The following is a 15,914-nucleotide window of genomic DNA, read 5'->3' on the forward strand; positions in this document are numbered from 1 at the left end:
CGGCTGCCGCACTCCCATTTTCGCAAGGATCAGGGCGCGGCGGTGGCGAGCAGCCACGGCTCGCCTCGCAGCCTGAGCAGCACTTCCATCCGGTTGGCGGCGTTGAACTTGCCGAGCACGGCCGAAACCTGGTGCTCGACCGTGCGCGGCGATCGCGACAGGGTGCGGGCGACCTCCTTGTTGCTCTTGCCCTCCGCGATCAGGGCGAGCACCTGCTGCTCGTGCTGGGTCAGGCCGAGCGGGTGCTGGCGGGCGGCCGTGTAAGGGCCCCGGCGCATCTTCGGCAGCCGGTCGGCGATGCCCAGGCGTTGCGCCAGCTTGCGCGCCAGCATCGCGGCGGGACGCGCCTCGAGCGCCTCCAGACTTGTCACCGCGTCCGCCAACGCCGTCGCGGCATCGCCGCCGCGCACCTGCATCAGCGCGAGCGCCGCCTCGTAGGGAAGGCCCAGGCGCTCCCATTCCTTGGCCGCCGCCAACGGATCGCCGCCAAGCTCGACCGCGCGCCGCCACGGAATCCGTGTCGTCGGCGCCGGCAGCGGCTGCTCCATCGCGCATCGCCGCCACCAGACGGCAAGCTCGCCGAGGTCGGAAGGGCGGAAGTTGGCGAGGTCCATCGCGGCCAGCGCCGTCAGCTGCTCATGGCCGGCCGCGCGGTCCCCGGCAAGCCAGGCGGCCTCGGTCAGCGCCATGCGGACAGGCACGATGCGTTGCAGCTCGCCGGTCGGCAGTCCCTCCTCCAGCGCCTGCTGCAAGAGGGCAGGGCCGCCGGGCTCGCCCAGCCGCACGCGCACCCTGCCAAGCACGGTCAGCGCCGGCAGGTGCATGACCACGGGCAGGCGCTCCAGTTTCATCACGCCCTGCGCTATTGTCTCAGCGTCGCGAAAGCGGCCCTGTTCCATGCGCAGCTGCGCCTGCCGGCCAAGCAGATACTGCGCCGGCGAATCGAGGTCGTTCCTGGCGGCGAACACGATGCCGTCGGAGAGCAGCCGCTCGGCAAGCGCGAAGTCCTTGGAGACCACCGCATATTCGGCATAGTTGGTGTAAGCCCGCGCCGCATGGTCGTGGAACCCGTGCTCGAGCGCGAGCGCCAGGCTTTCTTCCATCCTTTCGCGGCCGCCCGGACGGTCGTCGAACAGAAGTGCCGTGCCGACATTGTTGAGCGCATGCACGCGCGTTTCGACTTCGCCCAGCTGGTCGGCGAGCGTGATGGCGCGCAGGCCCCACTCGATAGCCTCATCGAACCGATAGTGCAGCATATGCAGCTGCGAGCGCGTGCTGTAGGCCATCGCCAGTTCCGGCCCGGGCGGCAGGCTTTCCACCTCGCGCACCGCCTCGTTGGCGAAGTGCTCCGCCAGATCGCCCTCGCCGCGGCGCCAGTGCAGCCTCGAAAGGCTGCGCAGATTGAGACTGACCTTGTCGGGGCGCCCGAGCTCGCGCCAGAACTGGATGGCGCGATGCACCGCCTCGATGATCGTATCATAGACGTGAAGCGCCAGCCCGGCCTCGCAAGCCCAGGATTCGTGAAGCTGGGCGGCCTCGGCCGGCGGCGCATCGGCAACGTATCTGAGCGCCGTCGCCAAATGCGCTGCGGCTTCACGATGCGCGCCGAGATGCGCGGCCTGCGCCGCGGCCTGCGGCGCGAGTTCCAGAACACGCGCTCCGTTGTCGGCAGCGGCGGCGTGGTGCACCCGGCGTGCAAGCTGGGCGCTTGCCTGGGCCGCCGGGAGCCTTGCCATCGCCGCCTCCACCTTGGCATGAAGCGACCGCTGAAGACTGGGCGACAGTCGCTCGAGCGTCGCCTGCCTGGCAAGCTCGTGGCGGAAGGTGAGCGACCCCTGAGCGTCCCGCCGCAGCAATCCGCGGGCCACGCAACGGTCGGCGAGCGCGTCCGCCTTGGCGCCGAGAAGGGCGCGGATCAGCCATGGCTCCACGCTGCCGGGCTCGATGCTCATCATCTCCAGCACCTCGCGCTCGCCGCCCGTCAGGCGCGATAGCCGCGACCACACCGCGTCGCGGATGGAATCGGGAACATGTCCGGGCTCCGCCTCGCTGCTCGCCAGAAGCTCGGAGACGAAGAAGGGGTTGCCCCCTGTGATCTGGTAGAGGTCGGCGCCGGCGCGGCTCGACTGTTCGGCCAGTGTCGTGACCGCCTGGGGCGAAAGCGGCTTAAGCGATATGCGGGTCAGCGATGCCGCCGGCAGGTCGCCCCTTATGTGCGTGAGCGGATGGTCGGCGACCAGTTCGTCGCTGCGCGCGCTGAGCACCAGCATGGCGCGAAGCACGGAGATGCGGCGGCCGAGATATCTGATGAGATCGAGCGTCGCGTTATCCGCCCAATGGACGTCCTCGAAAACGAGCACGGTTGTTCCCCCGGCATGCTGAAGCGCGTTCAGCAGCGCGGGAAACAGCCGCTCTTGCGCGGCCCCCTGGTCGAGCAACGACGCGACCTCGGGGTCGAGCGCCCGCGCCATGTCCTGCAGGGGGCCGAGCGGACGCGGCGTGAACAGCGCCTCGCACCAGCCCCACAGCACCCGGCAGCCGGCGCCCCCCCGCCCGGCGAATTCCTGCAGCAGGGAAGTCTTGCCTATGCCCGCCTCGCCTTCGAGCAGCACGATACCGCCGCGGCCATCGACGGCGCTGGCCGCGGTCGCCAACAAGGTTTTAAGCGGACCCTCTCGCTCGAGCAGCATCGGGAGCATCCCTTTGCCTGACGCATGCCGGCCAAGAATGCCGCTGTTTCGGCATGCTTAAAAACAAGACCCTGAAGCGCGCCGCAAAAAGCTGTTCCAACGCGCCGCCTTGAAGCTGCGAGTGTACCTCAACACAGGCTGACTTACATTAGGATTACGTGAAATAAGACCCAATCCCCGGCCGCGATGGCCGCTCTTTTCGGTTACCGGCATCACGAACAGGCTTGTGGACGACCGGCTCGGAAACCAGGGCGTGTAACGGTGGGCGCGAAAGGGCCGGCGAAGCGACCTTGAAGCCGCGTGCGAAACCAATCGAATACAACCTGAAACCAAATGGAAACACACCAGCGCCACAACCGGCATGCCTGCGAAACGACCGGGCGTGATGCTCGCGCAGGCTTACAAATGCGGAGGAGCGCCGATGACACCCGACCAGATCAAGCTTGTGCAGGAGAGTTTTCGCGAGGTCGTCCCGATTAGGGAAACGGCCGCCGCCTTGTTCTACGAGAAGCTGTTTGCCATCGACGGCAGCCTCAAGGCACTGTTTCGCGAAACCGACATGAAAAAGCAGGGCGCCAAGCTGATGGCGGCCCTGGGCTTCGTGGTGCACGGGCTGTCGCGCGCCGAAACCATCGTGCCCGCCATCCAGGATCTCGCCAGGCGCCATGTCGGCTACGGCGTCGAGGAGCATCACTATCCGACCGTCGGCCAGGCGCTGATCGACACGCTCGAGGCGGGCCTCGGCGAGGCTTTCACGCCTCAGGTGCGCGAAGCCTGGACAGAGGCCTACAACCTGCTCGCCGGCGTGATGATCGCGGCGGCGCGGGAAGTGCAATTGGCGGCTTGATAAGAGGCGGTGACGGGGGAACCCTAGCTAGACCAGCGCCGCGTTCTGTCGCGCCCCCTCTGTCCTGCCGGAGATCCCCCTCAAGGGGGAGATCGGCAGTTCCGGCGCAGCAAAGCCTTGGAGTCATCCGCCTGGCAGGATCACCTGTGGGCGTCATCCCGCCGTTTGACGTCCTGGATGTTCAGTTCGACAACCAGCTTTTCGGCGCGGCGTGTCTTGATGCCGACCATGACCTTCCGCTCGACCTCGGCAGGCTGGCCGGTGAAGATGTCGAAGACGGTCCAGCTGTTTGGCCTATCCATCCGGAGCGCGTAGCGGTTTGCCATGCTCATATTCCTTTCGTTGGCGCGCCTCGGCGACGAGTGCCGGTCGCTTCAGGCCTTCACCATCGAGGTGGTACCGGGTGACGTGAGCGACGCGCCGGATGACGTGGCTGTTTGGCTGAGCGGATTTCAAGGGGTGCTTCTTCCCGTGTCGGCAAGCGCGACGATGCCTGTTCTTATAGACGGCCTGACAGGCGATAGATAGGAGTGCCGAAATGAACAACCGGATGCCGCAAAATATCTGGTCGAATAATTGCGAGACTCGGAAAATATCAGTGGGGATGGAAAGAATTTCCGTTCGTTTTAAGGGCTCAAAGCCAGGCTTTTTATTTAACCAAGAAAAATAAAGCGACGTCGCTGCCTTGTCCGCAGCGCAATTGGGGTGCATATATAAAATTCGTTGATTTGGTCGAGGTGGCTTTCGTCACAGTGAAGCCTCGCCATCCGCCTCCGAATTTTCGATAGCGAATGCACTGCGCCGCTCCGGCGCGGCAGCTCGCTTCATTCGAACCCTGAAATGATGCCGGCGCTGACCACGGATGTACTGGCAGCATCGGACATTGTTTCGGCGGTTCGGCTGGAATTGGAGCGGAAGGCGCAGCGCGCGTTTCCGCGGAAAGCCGCAAGTGACCACTCGCACCACGCCGACCGTCATTCGCTTCAATGCGGCGTTTATGCTGCCGGGCTTCGATGCGCCGCAGCCGCCCGGCGAGTATCGCGTCGATCTCGACGAGGAACCCCTCGAAGGAGCTTCGCGCACCGCATGGCGCCGCGTGGCCGCCTTCATTCACCTGCCGGCGATCTCCGCGAAGGGGTTCACGCGGCAAATGGTACCGATCGAACCGGCCACGCTCGAGGCCGCGCTCGTCGAGGACCGGAGACAACCATGACAACCCTCCTGCGACGCAACACACGCCCCATCCAGCACGGGGCCCCGGCACGTCTTTTCGACATCGGACAAGCGGTCCGGCTGAAGGGCGGTGTTGGCGTCGGTCCGAAGTCCGACGAGATCTATCGTGTCACCGGCACACTGCCGCCGAAGGGAACCTCGCCGCAATATCGCATCCGCAGCGAGGGCGAACCGCATGAGCGCGTGGTGACCGAAGACAGTTTGGAACGCGCCGGCACGTCTGCATCGGACAACGGCATTGCCCTCATCGAAAGGACGTTCGGACATGGCCAAGGGACAGAAACGCTCGAGCCGCGAGATCCGCAAGCCGAAGCAGGCAAAGGTTCCGGTCAAGCCTGAGAGCCAGTTCGGCAGCCAGATCAAGGGCGCCGTCGGCAATGTTCAGGCCAAGGGCAAGGGCTGACTGCGCGCGGCGGCCCCGGTGAAGGTCGTGATCGAATTCTATCGCACGCGCATCGCCGACGACGCGCATGCCGTCATCGGTCGTGAGACGGCGCTGGCGACCGACCTCGATGATGCAATCGCGATTGCGCGGCTTCTGGCGAGGACGCTGAATATGCCGCAATGGCCGGATGCCGTCACAATCTCGGAAGCCGACGGCGCATCGCTCTACTCGGAGATCATTGCCGCGCAGCAAGGCGAGGAAGGACAGCATGAATAGAACCATCGCCAATGGCGAAACCGAGTGGGCTCACAACGCCGAATTCGACGGTTTGCAGCATAATGGCGTGTCGGGCCACGGCTTCAGGGATCGCCAATATGGCCGCCGGGTCGAAGCCGACCATTCCTGGACTGTCTACCATGTCTTCACCGGAATTCCGGCGCATGTCGACGGCGCCCAGCTGGTTGGCCTTACCCGCATGCAGGCGACAAAGAGCATGCTGGATCTCAACCGCCGCAATGCCGAGGACCGCAAGGCGTGGGCCGGAGCCATGTCGGCGCCTGGACACCCTGAAATGCAGGGGAGGCGCTCATGACGCTCGCTTTTCCAAATCCCAGCCGCAGCTTCGATGAAACGCGCAACGCCGTCTGTTTCATCGGCCATGACGGTATGTTCCAGGTCCGCTTCTTCGTCGAGGTGGAGGCGCTGGGGACATTTGAACGCCGTAGTGAAGGCAAGGAAACTGCCGAGATCGCATATCTTTCGGCATTCGACGCCTTGCGCGCTTCCATCCAGAACGCCGCCCGCAAGGCATATGTACCCGGGCGCCGGGACGCCTACACATTGACCCCCGCCAATTTCCGATAGGCGGGAAGCTCGAAGGAACAGGCATGCAGGCAAGCGATGCGGCAGCTCAAAGCTGCCATTTTACGTGAAAGGATAATGCCAATGCGCTCCATGAAAACCCCCGAGGCCGCGCCCATCGCGATCGAGCTGGCGGCCATACCCTCAAGCATCATGTCGGCGCGGCTGACGATCAGGAAGGACGAGGCGGCAAGGCGCAAGCTCGCGGACACCGACGGCGCAGTGCGGCGGGCACGCCAGGTCGCGGAACGCAACCGCCTGATTTGACATTCGGGCGGGTTGACGCGGCGCCGGTCTTTCCTGACCCCGCTTGCCCGGATACAAGCTTACCATGGCCCAAGCAGGAGAAGCGCTATGGCGATGAAGCCCAACTATCGATTCGAGCGCAACAAGCGCGACCAGGCGAAAGCCGCAAAGAAGGAGGCGAAGCTCGCGGCCAAGGAGGTGAAAGACAAGACAGTGGAGCAGGAAGACGAGCGGGAGCCGAATACTGACAACGGCTGATGCCGCGTCAGGCCAGCCTTGGGACTGCGATGACAGAGCGAGAGTCCGACCACTTCGAGATCGACGTCGAATGCCCGCGGTGTCATCACCAGGCCAGGACGCTCGTGGGCTGGATTCGCACGCACACCCAGATGGAGTGCGAAAATTGCGGCGACATCATCGATATTGAAAGCAGGAATTTCAGGTCGCGTGACAAACCTTGATGCGTGTCGCCCAGAAGCGCGCAGCGGTTCTGGGACAACGACCTGCATCCAAACAAAGATTAAGCGCGTCGCCTGAATCCGTCTGGACGCGGCGCGCTTTAGGGCGTCACCAGAATGGCGGCCTCGCGGGCGGCAACGATGAATGCCTTGCGCGCGAACGAGGGTGGCCGGCGCCCGCTACTCGTATCGGAACATGCCTGAATGGCCGCACGGTGCTTTTCGCTGCGCTTGCCGCGCCATCTCTTGAGCAGGAAGTCCAGGCAGGCGGCCGCATCGCCGATTGCCTCTTGCCCGCCGCTGGCCGGATCGGCGACAATTATCACCGGCTGGTCGAATTTTTCATTTGCCATCACCGGGCTTAGGCTGGCGCGCGCAACATAGCAAGCGCTGTTCTTGGCGGATCCGTCGGACGGCAATGTCGATCGGATCGTTCGGGCGTACGAATACGCTGGCCAGAAGGTCCCCCGCGGGCCGCCTTCCGCGTCGATGCAAGACGACAGCGAAGCTTCCGGACAGCCCGACCGGCAGCAAGAAATCAGGCCGGACTGTCCTCGCCGCACCAGCGAGTTTTCATTGTGCGCCGATGATTCCCTTCTGGCCAGCGGAACCATTGATAAGCGCGGCGCCGGTGGGGACCAAGGGGAACCGGCTGGAGGGCTCGATCACCGATCTGCAACGCAACTCGGCTGCGACACTACTAGCCGTCCTAGCCACGGTCTGCAGCAGCCCTAACTCGTCCAGATCGAGCACCCAACCTTCTGCCCTGTCGCCGGATCCCGCACCACCTTCGCAAACACCTGCCGTAGCCCGACTCTGTTGACCTTGACTTCGTTGCTCGCGAGATAGGCCGGGTCGCCGACTTCCCAATGGTAGCGGGTGTTTGCCGGCGCGCGCTTCCAGGTGAATTTCGAAGCGTAGGCCAACTGGCCCGGCGTGGTGTCGACGAACTGGCAGTCGATGGTCGCCGGTGTCATTCCCTTCGCCGCCATGGCGTCGACTGCCTTGTTGGCGTCCTCGGTCGTCAGCCACTGGTCTTTGCCCTGGTATGCGATGCTGCCCGTCTGGTCCCTGCCGCTCATCATGCATCCGCCAAGAAGCAGCAGCGCGCCGATTGCCGCGCCTGCCTTGCTTGCCTGCCGACCGAGTGCCAGTTTGGTATCAGTTTGATTCATGCGCATGCCTCGTCCCCTTTGCCCTGGAGAATGGAAGTATCCAGGCAGGATGGTGCCTGCGCGGCCCGCCTTCGTATATTAGGAATTTCACATGGCCGGCCGATTGGGCCCCGGTCTTCGATGGATCGCGGCCGGCGGGAGGCTGTGTGGCCACCCCGCCACAGAACTTGGCCGCGCCACTTCCTTAACGGCCCGCACCCCCGAAATTAACCTTTTGTTAACCATTGCCCCGGCACCCTTTAACCATTGAGTAAGGATTCGCCTGACCGTGACCTTCGCCGCCCCTTTGCAGAACAAATCCATCCGCTTTCGCGCCCGCTCCTTTGTCGCTTTCACGTTGACGCCGGAGGCGCCGATTGCCGACTGGCTGGAGGGGCTGGACCACTGGATCGCCAATTCTCCCGGCTATTTCAACGGCCGCCCGGTGGTGCTGGATCTCAACACCTTGCAGCCGGGGCCGGAGGAGATCGCGGCGCTTGTCGGCGTGCTTGGCTCACGCGGCATCCGCGTCTATGCCGTCGAGCTCGAAGGCGCCGAGCTCGGGCCTGAACTGCCGCCGCTGCTTGCCGGCGCCAAGGAGGCGACCGCCGAGGGCCTGCTGGGCAGGGCCGCGCGCCAGGCGAGGGCGGAGGAATTGGAAGCCGCCGCACAGGAGCGGGCGCAGGCTGGCGAGGAAGCGGCGCCGGCGCAAGTTTCCCAGGTAGACAGGTTTGCCCGGATAGACGGGGTTCCCCAGATTGAGTTGTCCAGCGACGAGCCGGTCGATCCCGAATTGGCAAGACTCGAAGCGGTGCGGATCGAGCCGGCGCAAGCCGAGGCGCTCCCCGGACAGGGCGCCGACACGGTGCGGCATGAACCTTCGGCCGGCACGCTGATGATCAAGGCGCCGATCCGCTCGGGGCAGTCGGTCTTCCATCCGCAAGGCGACGTCATCGTGCTGGGCTCGGTCGCGTCCGGTTCGGAAATCGTCGCCGGCGGCTCGATCCATGTCTATGGCACGCTGCGCGGACGCGCGATCGCCGGCTCGGAAGGCAATATTTCGGCGCGCATCTTCTGCCGCAAGAACGAGGCCGAGCTGCTCGCCGTCGACGGATGGTACACGACGGCCGAGGAGATGGAGGGCGTGTCGCGCGGCAAGGCCGTGCAGGCCTTCCTCGACAACGATGCGCTGTGCGTGGTGCCGCTCGGCTGAGTTTTCTGGCCGCAAGCTTCGGACCGGTTTCGCGTGCGAGGTTCGGTGTATGTCGCCCAAAAGTGTGTAGCGGTTTTGGGAGAACGACATGCGCCAAAACAAGAATGAAAGAGTCCCGCCGTGCGGTGCACGGCCAGAGAACAAAAACCGCCAATGGAGGCTGGATATATGGGCAAGGTAGTCGTGGTCACTTCGGGCAAGGGGGGCGTCGGCAAGACGACCTCGACGGCCGCGCTCGGCGCCGCCGTGGCCAAGACCGGCAAGAAGGTGGCGCTGGTCGATTTCGACGTCGGCCTGCGCAACCTCGACCTCATCATGGGCGCCGAGCGCCGCGTGGTGTTCGACCTCGTCAACGTCATCCAGGGCACGGCGAAACTCTCGCAGGCGCTGATCCGCGACAAACGGCTGGAAACGCTTTATCTGCTGCCGGCCTCGCAGACGCGCGACAAGGATGCGCTGACCGAGGAGGGCGTGGCCGAAGTCATCGCAAGGCTGCGCTCGGTGTTCGACTACGTCTTCTGCGACAGCCCGGCCGGCATCGAGCGCGGCGCCCAGCTGGCCATGCGCTTCGCCGACGAGGCGGTCATCGTCACTAACCCGGAAGTGTCGTCGGTGCGCGACTCCGACCGCATCATCGGCCTGCTCGACGCCCGAACCATGAAGGCGGAGCAGGGCGAGGTGGTGCAAAAACACGTGCTGGTGACGCGCTATGACGCGGCGCGCGCCTCGCGCGGCGAGATGCTGTCGATCGACGATGTGCTGGAGATACTCTCGACGCCGCTGCTCGGTATCATCCCGGAAAGCCAGGACGTGCTGAGGGCCTCCAATCTCGGCGCGCCCGTCACGCTCTCGGAACCGCTGAATTCCGCCGCCAAGGCCTATCTTGAAGCGGCAAGACGCCTGGAAGGCGAAGACCTGCCGGTGGTCATCCCCTTCGAACGCAAGGGCTTCCTCGACCGGCTGCTCGGAAGGAGGGCCGCATGAGCATCCTCGATCTCTTCAAGCGGCGCACCAGCGCGCCGGTGGCGCGCGAGCGGCTGCAGCTGCTGCTCGCCTATGAGCGCCAGAGCCGCGGCCAGCCCGATCTCGTCTCGATCCTGCGCGAGGAGATCATGGCGGTCATTGCCAGGCATGTGCAGATCGACCAGGACTACCTCCAGGTCTCGATGGACCGCGGCGCGACCATGTCGACGCTGGAGATCGACATCCAGATCCCCAACAAGAGCGCTGCGCCGCTGGCCATGACGGGGTGAGCTTTACCCTCCCCCGTGTGGGGAGGGTCGCTGCGAAGCAGCGGGGAGGGGGCTGTGCCGGCCCCCACCTTCGGTCCGACCTCCCTACAAGGTAGGGCGCCGGCGCCGCTCCTGCAGCCTCGGAGATTGGCGAAATCGGCTGAGCGCAATCTCACTTCGGATGATACAACTCATCCATGCTGCGCGCTGCCAGCTCGGCGAACGGCGCCTGCTTCTTCACCCGTCCATGATCGAGGATCACCAGGTCGTCGCAGAACGAGATCGTCGAGTGGTGGTGGCTGATGACGATCGTCGTGCGGCGGCCGGCGCGCGACTTCAGCGTTTCCACGATCGCCGCTTCCGAAAGCCCGTCCACCGCGTTGGTGGCCTCGTCGAGGATCAGTATGTCGGGATCGCGAAGCAGGGCGCGGGCGAGCGCGATACGCTGCCTTTGTCCGGCCGACAGGTTGACGCCGCGATAGCCGACGACGGTTTCATAAGCTTGCGGCAGGCATTCGATGAATTCATGCGCCTCGGCGAGCTCGGCGGCGCGCCGCGCCTCTTGCACGCTCGCCGTGTCCTTGCCGTAGATTATGTTGTCGAGGATGGTGCCGTCCACCAGCTCCAGCTCCTGGCTGGCCAAGGCAATGTGCGCCCGCCATGCGACCGGGTCGATCTCGCCGAGCGCCGTGCCGTCGACGAGGATCTGGCCCCCGTCCGGCTCGACAAAGCGGCAGAGCAGGTTGACGATGGTCGTCTTGCCGGCGCCGGAACGGCCGATCAGCGCCGTCGAGCGGCCGCTTCGGATGTCGAAGCTCGCGGCGTGCAGCACCGCCGCTCGCTGTTCTTCGTTTGCATAGCTGAAGCTCACGCCCTCGAAGGCGATTTTTTTGCTCAAGGCGGCGAACGGCCTGCTGCCTTGCGGCGCCGCTGGCTTGCCCTCGGGGTCGAGCAGCCAGGTCACCTCTTCCAGCGAGCCGGAAAGCCCTTGCAACTGGCTCCAAGTCATCTGCAGCGCCCGCACATGCGGCTGCAGCCGGTAAAGCAGGATCAGGAAGGCGGCGACCAACGGAAAGCTCAAGCCCGCGAGCCAGGCGCCAATCACCACCGTCAGGAACAGCATGGCGTGCAGCACCTCCGTCAACGGTCCCAGCGCGCCCTGGCGGTTGGAAAGCTGGAAGGCTGCCCGGCGCACGCCGTCCGACGCCGCCTCGAATGCCGCCTTCTCGCGCGCCTCCTGCCCGAAGATGCGGATCAGGCGGCCGGCATGAACGAGGTGAAGCATCCGTGAGGCGAGGGCGCTGTTGCGCGCCGCGACGCTGCGGCTAGGCTTCCGCAGATGCGCCGACAGCGCCATATGCGCCATCTGCACCAGCGCCAGCCCGAGCATCACCAGCAGCGTCATCTGCCAGGAGAGCAGCATCAGGAAGGCGAGCAGGATGAGCGCCGCCGAGGCGCTGACGATCGAGCCCAGCATCGCCTGGATGGCGTCGGAGGCGCGCCAGGATTCGCTGGAGATGATGTTGAGCAACCGCCCGGGGCTTTCCTTGAGGAAGAAAGGGTAGCCGACGCTGAGCAGCCGCTCGGCGAGCGCGCCGCGGATCGCCTGGCTGGCCTTGCCGTAGATATGGGCGGTGAGCACCGAATTGGCGAAGGCGAGCAGGTTCTTGAGCAGGATCGAACCAAGGATCGCGGCCGCAATCGCGATCAGCCGCTCGCGCTCGCCAAGCCCCGCGCCGACCTTCTGCAACAGGGCCGAGAAGCCCGCCATGCCGGCGGTGTCGCCATGCCCCATGATGATGCCGAGCAGTGGGATGATCAGCCCGATACCGAAACCTTCGAGCGCAGCACTTGCAAGCCCAAGCACGACGACGATCGGCAGCAGGCCGAACTGCCGCCGGTGGAGCGCATGGCGTAGCATCGATAGCGTCGGGCGCCCGCTCATCGCACGCCGGCCTCCGCCCTGGCGTCGGTGGCCTCCTTGCTCGGCCGTGCCTGCCGCTGCGACCGTCCGGTGAGCACGAGCGCCATGAATTTCGCCGCGCCCGCGAGGTTCATGGCAACGATCGGCCAGTGCGACAGGCTGAGCTCCTGGTCGAAGCGCTGGCCGCCGACGAGTTCGCGCGTGGCCGCCCGGACCGCCCAGTAGAAATGGCGCAGCAGCCACGGCGCGCGGCGCAAATGCTTCAGGCAGAGCGCGCCGTTGCCGAAATGATAGTCGCGGTGCAGCCGGTCGATCGCCACGCGGTCGCGCCGGCCATGATGGTGGAAGATCGTCATGTCGGGCACGTATTCCACCGCCATGCCGGCAAGCATCGCCCGCACCAGATAGTCGGTGTCCTCGGCCGAGCGCAGCGCCCCGCCGGCGCCGAAGCGCTCGTCGAAGGGGCCGATGCGGGCGGCGACCTCTCGGTGCATGGTCATGTTGCAGCCTAGCACGAAGCCACCGGGATGGACGGCCGGCGTCAGCCGCTCGCGCTTGTCGCAGCGCTTGACGGTGAAGGGCAGGTCGCGCGCGTCGCCGATGTCGACGCGGCCGCCGCGGATCAGCCATCTCTCGCCGCTCGCATAATGCCGCTCGAGGTCGACGAGATAGCCGCGGTCGAGCCTGCAGTCGTCGTCGACGAACACCAGCACCCGCCCGCGCGCCTGCGCCAGCCCGGCATTGCGCGCCGCCGCCAGTCCGCGCCGCGGCTCGCAGATTGCGGTCAGCACGATGTCGGAGGTAGCAGCGGTCACCGACAGGTACTCGGCCGTGCCATCGCGCGAGCCATTGTCGACCACCACCAGCTCGGCCGCGAAGGCCGGATGCGCCCGGCAGGCGGCGCGGATCGAATCGATGCAGGCCTCCAGCACGGCGAGGCGGTCGCGTGTGCAGACGATGAAGGAGACCTGCGGCCGCTGTCTGGGCCAGGGAGGGACGGGCAGGGCCGGGCGAAGGTGCTGCAGCAACGGACGGCGCTCGGCGTTCATGCAGCCCCCATCCTGTAAGGCGCGAGCACTGGCGCCGCTGGCGTGGATTTGAAGCGGTAGGCGACCCAATCCGCGCGTTTGCCCGCCCACATCGAGGCCTGGCTCAGCCAGGGCGCCCAGGCGCCGGGGCCGAGCGCGTATTTCTCGCGCCGTCGTATCGCGTTCCATTTCCCCGTCAGCGTCAGCAATTCATGCGCCAGCGCTGGCCGCTCCTCGTCGTTGACCAGCTGGTAGAGGAAATAGAACAGGTTCAGCGCGCCGGCCTCGAAGCTCGGCCGCGCAGGATCAGGCAATGCGGCGATCCGCGCCTCCAGCGCGCGGATGAAGGCGGCCGCCCGGCGCACGGTCTCGAAGGAGACGCGATCGCCGATGGCGCGCAGGTCCTCGCAGTCCTGCGCCAACCCGAGGCGCGCGAGGTTCTCGCCGACAATCTTGAGATGCGTGCGCCGCATCTCCTTGCCGTGCCGGCTGGTCACGCTGCCGGGATGGACGCGGTAGACCAGCAGGCTTTCCGGCATCAGCGCCGCCGGATAGCGCTCGGCGAGCCGCCGGAAGAGGTCGAAATCCTCGGCATGCCGGTAAGCGCCGTCGTAATGGAGATCGGCCTCGTCGATGATCCTGCGGTTGTAGACCACCGTCGGGTGCATGAAGATGGTGAAGAACTTCGACAGCACGGGAAGGCTGAGACGGAACACCGGATCGAGCCGGCCCTTGGCGACGCGGCCGTGCAGCAGCGTATCCACGAGCGCGCCGCAGAAGCCGAGCTCCGGCCGCGCGGCAAACAGCGCCGCCTGCCGCGACAGCCGCCAGGGATAGGCGAAGTCGTCGGCATCCATGCGCGCGACGAGCTCGCCCCGCGCGATCGCCAGTCCCTCGTTGAGGCTGGCGACGAGGCCGCGGTTTTCCCGTGAGATGATGGATATGCGGCTGTCGTCCCGGCGGCAGCGTTCGAGGATCTCCAGCGACTTGTCGGTCGATCCGTCGTCGATCGCGATGACCTCGATCCGGCGGTAGTCCTGCTGCAGGATCGACTGCATAGCAGCGGCCACATAGGGCTCGGCATTGTAGACCGGCAAGAGCACGGAGATGAGGGGCGCGGCTGTCATGGTCGGCTGCGGTCCGTCGGCCGCAGATCGAGCGCCGGTGCCGCGCCAAACCGGCGGGCCTCGCTCGCGCCGCGTGGGCGCGAGGGCGCGACATAGGGAAAATAGCGCTTGAGGCCGTTGAGCGGCTTCTCGAAAAACACCCAGGAGAGCGAGGCGACCACCAGCGTGGCGGCGCCCGCGACGAGGAACCGCCCCGGCCCCTGTTCCGAGACGTTGACCGGGATCCATGACTGCGCCCTGACCGCACAGGCCAGAAGGATCGAATGATAGAGGTAGACGCCATAGCTAATGCGGCCAAGCCCCATCAGCGGGGGGAGTTCGGCCAACCTGCCCAGCGTGCCGCCGAGGCCATTGGAGAACGCGGCGACGATTGCCAGCATCGGTACCAGCGGCAGCACCTGCACCAGCGCCCAGCGCGGCCATTCCCAGGCCGAATTCACCGACCCCGGATCGGACCAGACGACGAACAGGAACATCGCCGCCAGGGCCGGCCAGACAAGCCGCATCCATTGCGGCGCGTCTACGCCCCTGGCGCGGCGGACGGCAAGCAGGGCGCCGCAACCAAGCGCATCCATCGAAGCCGGCGGCAGCAGGTCCCGGGCGAGCGCCGGGTTGGCGGTGATCGGCCAGTAGAACCGATAGGCGAGCGAGAAGGCGATGACGCCAATGGTGATCGCCTCGATGCGCCGGCGCGGCGCCAGAAGCACGATCAGCGGCCAGGCGAGGTAGAACTGCTCCTCGATGCTGAGGCTCCAGAATTGGCAGAGCAGCCAGGGCGTCCAGTCGTCGTGCAGCGCATACCAGAAATTCGACAGGTAGAGCGCATGCCAGGCGAACGAGGCCCTGGATTGTTCCGAGGCGAGCCACACGAGTCCCAGCACCGCGAAGTAGGGCGGGAATATCCGGATCATGCGCCTGGCATAGAAGGAGCGCAGCGCCGGCCCGGCCTCGAATTGGGCGGCGTCACGCGCCTCCAGCAAAAGCCGGGTGATCAGGAAGCCGGAGAGCACGAAGAACAGCCTGACCCCGAGATGGCCGACGAAGGACGAGCCGCCGGGCGCGAAGAAATGCGAGTAGAGCACCAGCGTCACGGCAATGGCCCGCAGCGAATCAAGCTGGATGTCGCGCGTCTTGGCCATCAGTGGCTTCCGCGGGCCGCATGTCTCCCGTTATGCGAAGGAGGGATGACACAAGGCCCTGCCGGCAAGCGTCGCCTGCCGCACCCGAAATGCTGATCGTCGGCAGCGGTCAGCGCAATGCCCATTGTCACGTGTATGACGGAATCCTCCACTATGCCTGTCGCGAACGATTGTCGCCGCGATGTTGCGGCGCAACACACAATGCTTTCACGATTGAAACAAAATCGTGATCATTGCGCGGAACGTTATGAATTCCCTCGAATTTTTTAGGAGATGCCCCTGTGGTCCTAAAGTATATAGGACTTTAGTCCCGAGAGTGTGGGTAATTATTAGTGAAGTATGTTAAAGTAATATCTGCAACCAACGATAGAGTATTG

19 protein-coding genes are annotated in these 15,914 nt (G+C 65.4%); 11 read left to right on the plus strand and 8 right to left on the minus strand.

Annotated features, from left to right (window positions below; translation table 11 throughout):
* Positions 1–29: 29 nt before the first annotated feature.
* The gene (locus AC0L2L_RS20280; protein ID WP_473580581.1) at positions 30–2,690 is read right to left on the minus strand and encodes an ATP-binding protein; all 2,661 of its coding nucleotides are present in this window, start codon (positions 2,688–2,690) and stop codon (positions 30–32) included.
* A gap of 421 nt (positions 2,691–3,111) precedes the next feature.
* On the opposite strand from AC0L2L_RS20280, the gene AC0L2L_RS20285 reads away from it, so the two are divergent.
* Complete coding sequence (locus AC0L2L_RS20285; protein WP_473580583.1) at positions 3,112–3,537, plus strand: globin family protein; 426 nt, start codon at positions 3,112–3,114, stop codon at positions 3,535–3,537.
* A 140-nt stretch (positions 3,538–3,677) separates the two neighbouring features.
* Here the strand turns inward: AC0L2L_RS20285 and AC0L2L_RS20290 are convergent, their stop codons facing one another.
* Positions 3,678–3,863, minus strand: coding sequence for a hypothetical protein (locus AC0L2L_RS20290; protein WP_473580585.1), 186 nt, complete (start codon positions 3,861–3,863; stop codon positions 3,678–3,680).
* A gap of 623 nt (positions 3,864–4,486) precedes the next feature.
* Here AC0L2L_RS20290 and AC0L2L_RS20295 point away from each other — a divergent pair.
* From AC0L2L_RS20295 to AC0L2L_RS20325, 7 genes are all read left to right on the plus strand, one after another.
* Entirely contained in the window at positions 4,487–4,750 is a 264-nt protein-coding gene (locus AC0L2L_RS20295; protein ID WP_473580587.1) for a hypothetical protein, read from the plus strand.
* A complete protein-coding gene (locus AC0L2L_RS20300; protein ID WP_473580589.1) occupies positions 4,747–5,109 on the plus strand; it encodes a hypothetical protein in 363 nt (120 codons plus the stop codon). Before AC0L2L_RS20295 ends, AC0L2L_RS20300 begins: the two co-directional genes overlap by 4 nt.
* An 82-nt stretch (positions 5,110–5,191) precedes the next feature.
* Positions 5,192–5,431 (plus strand): hypothetical protein, encoded by a 240-nt coding sequence (locus AC0L2L_RS20305; protein ID WP_473580590.1) that lies wholly within the window; start codon positions 5,192–5,194, stop codon positions 5,429–5,431.
* Positions 5,424–5,747 (plus strand): hypothetical protein, encoded by a 324-nt coding sequence (locus AC0L2L_RS20310; protein ID WP_473580591.1) that lies wholly within the window; start codon positions 5,424–5,426, stop codon positions 5,745–5,747. Before AC0L2L_RS20305 ends, AC0L2L_RS20310 begins: the two co-directional genes overlap by 8 nt.
* Entirely contained in the window at positions 5,744–6,019 is a 276-nt protein-coding gene (locus AC0L2L_RS20315) for a DUF1488 family protein (RefSeq protein WP_027165692.1), read from the plus strand. Before AC0L2L_RS20310 ends, AC0L2L_RS20315 begins: the two co-directional genes overlap by 4 nt.
* An 81-nt stretch (positions 6,020–6,100) precedes the next feature.
* On the plus strand, positions 6,101–6,283 hold the full coding sequence (locus AC0L2L_RS20320) for a hypothetical protein (protein WP_473580593.1): 183 nt from the start codon (positions 6,101–6,103) through the stop codon (positions 6,281–6,283).
* Positions 6,284–6,370: 87 nt separating this feature from the next.
* Positions 6,371–6,520 (plus strand): hypothetical protein, encoded by a 150-nt coding sequence (locus AC0L2L_RS20325; RefSeq protein ID WP_156913404.1) that lies wholly within the window; start codon positions 6,371–6,373, stop codon positions 6,518–6,520.
* Positions 6,521–6,821: 301 nt separating this feature from the next.
* Here the strand turns inward: AC0L2L_RS20325 and AC0L2L_RS20330 are convergent, their stop codons facing one another.
* Together AC0L2L_RS20330 and AC0L2L_RS20335 are read right to left on the minus strand one after the other, a co-directional pair.
* Positions 6,822–7,334, minus strand: coding sequence for a DUF982 domain-containing protein (locus AC0L2L_RS20330; RefSeq protein WP_473580595.1), 513 nt, complete (start codon positions 7,332–7,334; stop codon positions 6,822–6,824).
* A gap of 117 nt (positions 7,335–7,451) precedes the next feature.
* Entirely contained in the window at positions 7,452–7,895 is a 444-nt protein-coding gene (locus AC0L2L_RS20335) for a hypothetical protein (RefSeq protein WP_473580597.1), read from the minus strand.
* A 268-nt stretch (positions 7,896–8,163) separates the two neighbouring features.
* On the opposite strand from AC0L2L_RS20335, the gene minC reads away from it, so the two are divergent.
* The 3 genes from minC to minE all read left to right on the plus strand — a co-directional run bounded on the left by minC (position 8,164) and on the right by minE (position 10,340).
* On the plus strand, positions 8,164–9,087 hold the full coding sequence (gene minC, locus AC0L2L_RS20340) for a septum site-determining protein MinC (protein ID WP_473580599.1): 924 nt from the start codon (positions 8,164–8,166) through the stop codon (positions 9,085–9,087).
* 168 nt (positions 9,088–9,255) lie between these two features.
* Complete coding sequence (gene minD / locus AC0L2L_RS20345; RefSeq protein WP_027165698.1) at positions 9,256–10,071, plus strand: septum site-determining protein MinD; 816 nt, start codon at positions 9,256–9,258, stop codon at positions 10,069–10,071.
* Positions 10,068–10,340 (plus strand): cell division topological specificity factor MinE, encoded by a 273-nt coding sequence (minE, locus tag AC0L2L_RS20350; RefSeq protein WP_473580601.1) that lies wholly within the window; start codon positions 10,068–10,070, stop codon positions 10,338–10,340. The genes minD and minE overlap by 4 nt, the downstream gene beginning before the upstream one ends.
* 151 nt (positions 10,341–10,491) lie before the next feature.
* Here minE and AC0L2L_RS20355 read toward each other — a convergent pair whose 3' ends face one another.
* Genes AC0L2L_RS20355 through AC0L2L_RS20370 form a run of 4 tightly spaced genes read right to left on the minus strand, consistent with a single transcriptional unit; the run spans position 10,492 to position 15,537 of the window.
* Positions 10,492–12,264, minus strand: a complete 1,773-nt coding sequence (locus AC0L2L_RS20355) for an ABC transporter ATP-binding protein (protein WP_473580603.1) — start codon at positions 12,262–12,264, stop codon at positions 10,492–10,494.
* A complete protein-coding gene (locus AC0L2L_RS20360; RefSeq protein ID WP_473580605.1) occupies positions 12,261–13,292 on the minus strand; it encodes a glycosyltransferase family 2 protein in 1,032 nt (343 codons plus the stop codon). Before AC0L2L_RS20360 ends, AC0L2L_RS20355 begins: the two co-directional genes overlap by 4 nt.
* Complete coding sequence (locus AC0L2L_RS20365; protein WP_473580607.1) at positions 13,289–14,398, minus strand: glycosyltransferase family 2 protein; 1,110 nt, start codon at positions 14,396–14,398, stop codon at positions 13,289–13,291. The genes AC0L2L_RS20360 and AC0L2L_RS20365 overlap by 4 nt, the downstream gene beginning before the upstream one ends.
* Complete coding sequence (locus AC0L2L_RS20370) at positions 14,395–15,537, minus strand: acyltransferase family protein (protein ID WP_473580609.1); 1,143 nt, start codon at positions 15,535–15,537, stop codon at positions 14,395–14,397. Before AC0L2L_RS20370 ends, AC0L2L_RS20365 begins: the two co-directional genes overlap by 4 nt.
* Positions 15,538–15,914: the final 377 nt, after the last annotated feature.

The sequence above is a fragment of the Mesorhizobium sp. WSM4832 genome (assembly GCF_055811115.1).

Bases quoted from the DNA above. Each gene is read 5' to 3' on its own strand.
- AC0L2L_RS20315 (WP_027165692.1), top strand. From the start codon at position 5,744: ATGACGCTCGCTTTTCCAAATCCCAGCCGCAGCTTCGATGAAACGCGC.
- AC0L2L_RS20280 (WP_473580581.1), bottom strand. From the start codon at position 2,690: ATGCTGCTCGAGCGAGAGGGTCCGCTTAAAACCTTGTTGGCGACCGCG.
- AC0L2L_RS20285 (WP_473580583.1), top strand. From the start codon at position 3,112: ATGACACCCGACCAGATCAAGCTTGTGCAGGAGAGTTTTCGCGAGGTC.
- AC0L2L_RS20360 (WP_473580605.1), bottom strand. From the start codon at position 13,292: ATGAACGCCGAGCGCCGTCCGTTGCTGCAGCACCTTCGCCCGGCCCTG.
- minD (WP_027165698.1), top strand. From the start codon at position 9,256: ATGGGCAAGGTAGTCGTGGTCACTTCGGGCAAGGGGGGCGTCGGCAAG.
- AC0L2L_RS20320 (WP_473580593.1), top strand. From the start codon at position 6,101: ATGCGCTCCATGAAAACCCCCGAGGCCGCGCCCATCGCGATCGAGCTG.
- AC0L2L_RS20355 (WP_473580603.1), bottom strand. From the start codon at position 12,264: ATGAGCGGGCGCCCGACGCTATCGATGCTACGCCATGCGCTCCACCGG.
- AC0L2L_RS20370 (WP_473580609.1), bottom strand. From the start codon at position 15,537: ATGGCCAAGACGCGCGACATCCAGCTTGATTCGCTGCGGGCCATTGCC.
- AC0L2L_RS20330 (WP_473580595.1), bottom strand. From the start codon at position 7,334: ATGGTTCCGCTGGCCAGAAGGGAATCATCGGCGCACAATGAAAACTCG.
- minE (WP_473580601.1), top strand. From the start codon at position 10,068: ATGAGCATCCTCGATCTCTTCAAGCGGCGCACCAGCGCGCCGGTGGCG.
- AC0L2L_RS20290 (WP_473580585.1), bottom strand. From the start codon at position 3,863: ATGGCAAACCGCTACGCGCTCCGGATGGATAGGCCAAACAGCTGGACC.
- AC0L2L_RS20335 (WP_473580597.1), bottom strand. From the start codon at position 7,895: ATGAATCAAACTGATACCAAACTGGCACTCGGTCGGCAGGCAAGCAAG.
- AC0L2L_RS20300 (WP_473580589.1), top strand. From the start codon at position 4,747: ATGACAACCCTCCTGCGACGCAACACACGCCCCATCCAGCACGGGGCC.
- AC0L2L_RS20365 (WP_473580607.1), bottom strand. From the start codon at position 14,398: ATGACAGCCGCGCCCCTCATCTCCGTGCTCTTGCCGGTCTACAATGCC.
- AC0L2L_RS20310 (WP_473580591.1), top strand. From the start codon at position 5,424: ATGAATAGAACCATCGCCAATGGCGAAACCGAGTGGGCTCACAACGCC.
- AC0L2L_RS20325 (WP_156913404.1), top strand. From the start codon at position 6,371: ATGGCGATGAAGCCCAACTATCGATTCGAGCGCAACAAGCGCGACCAG.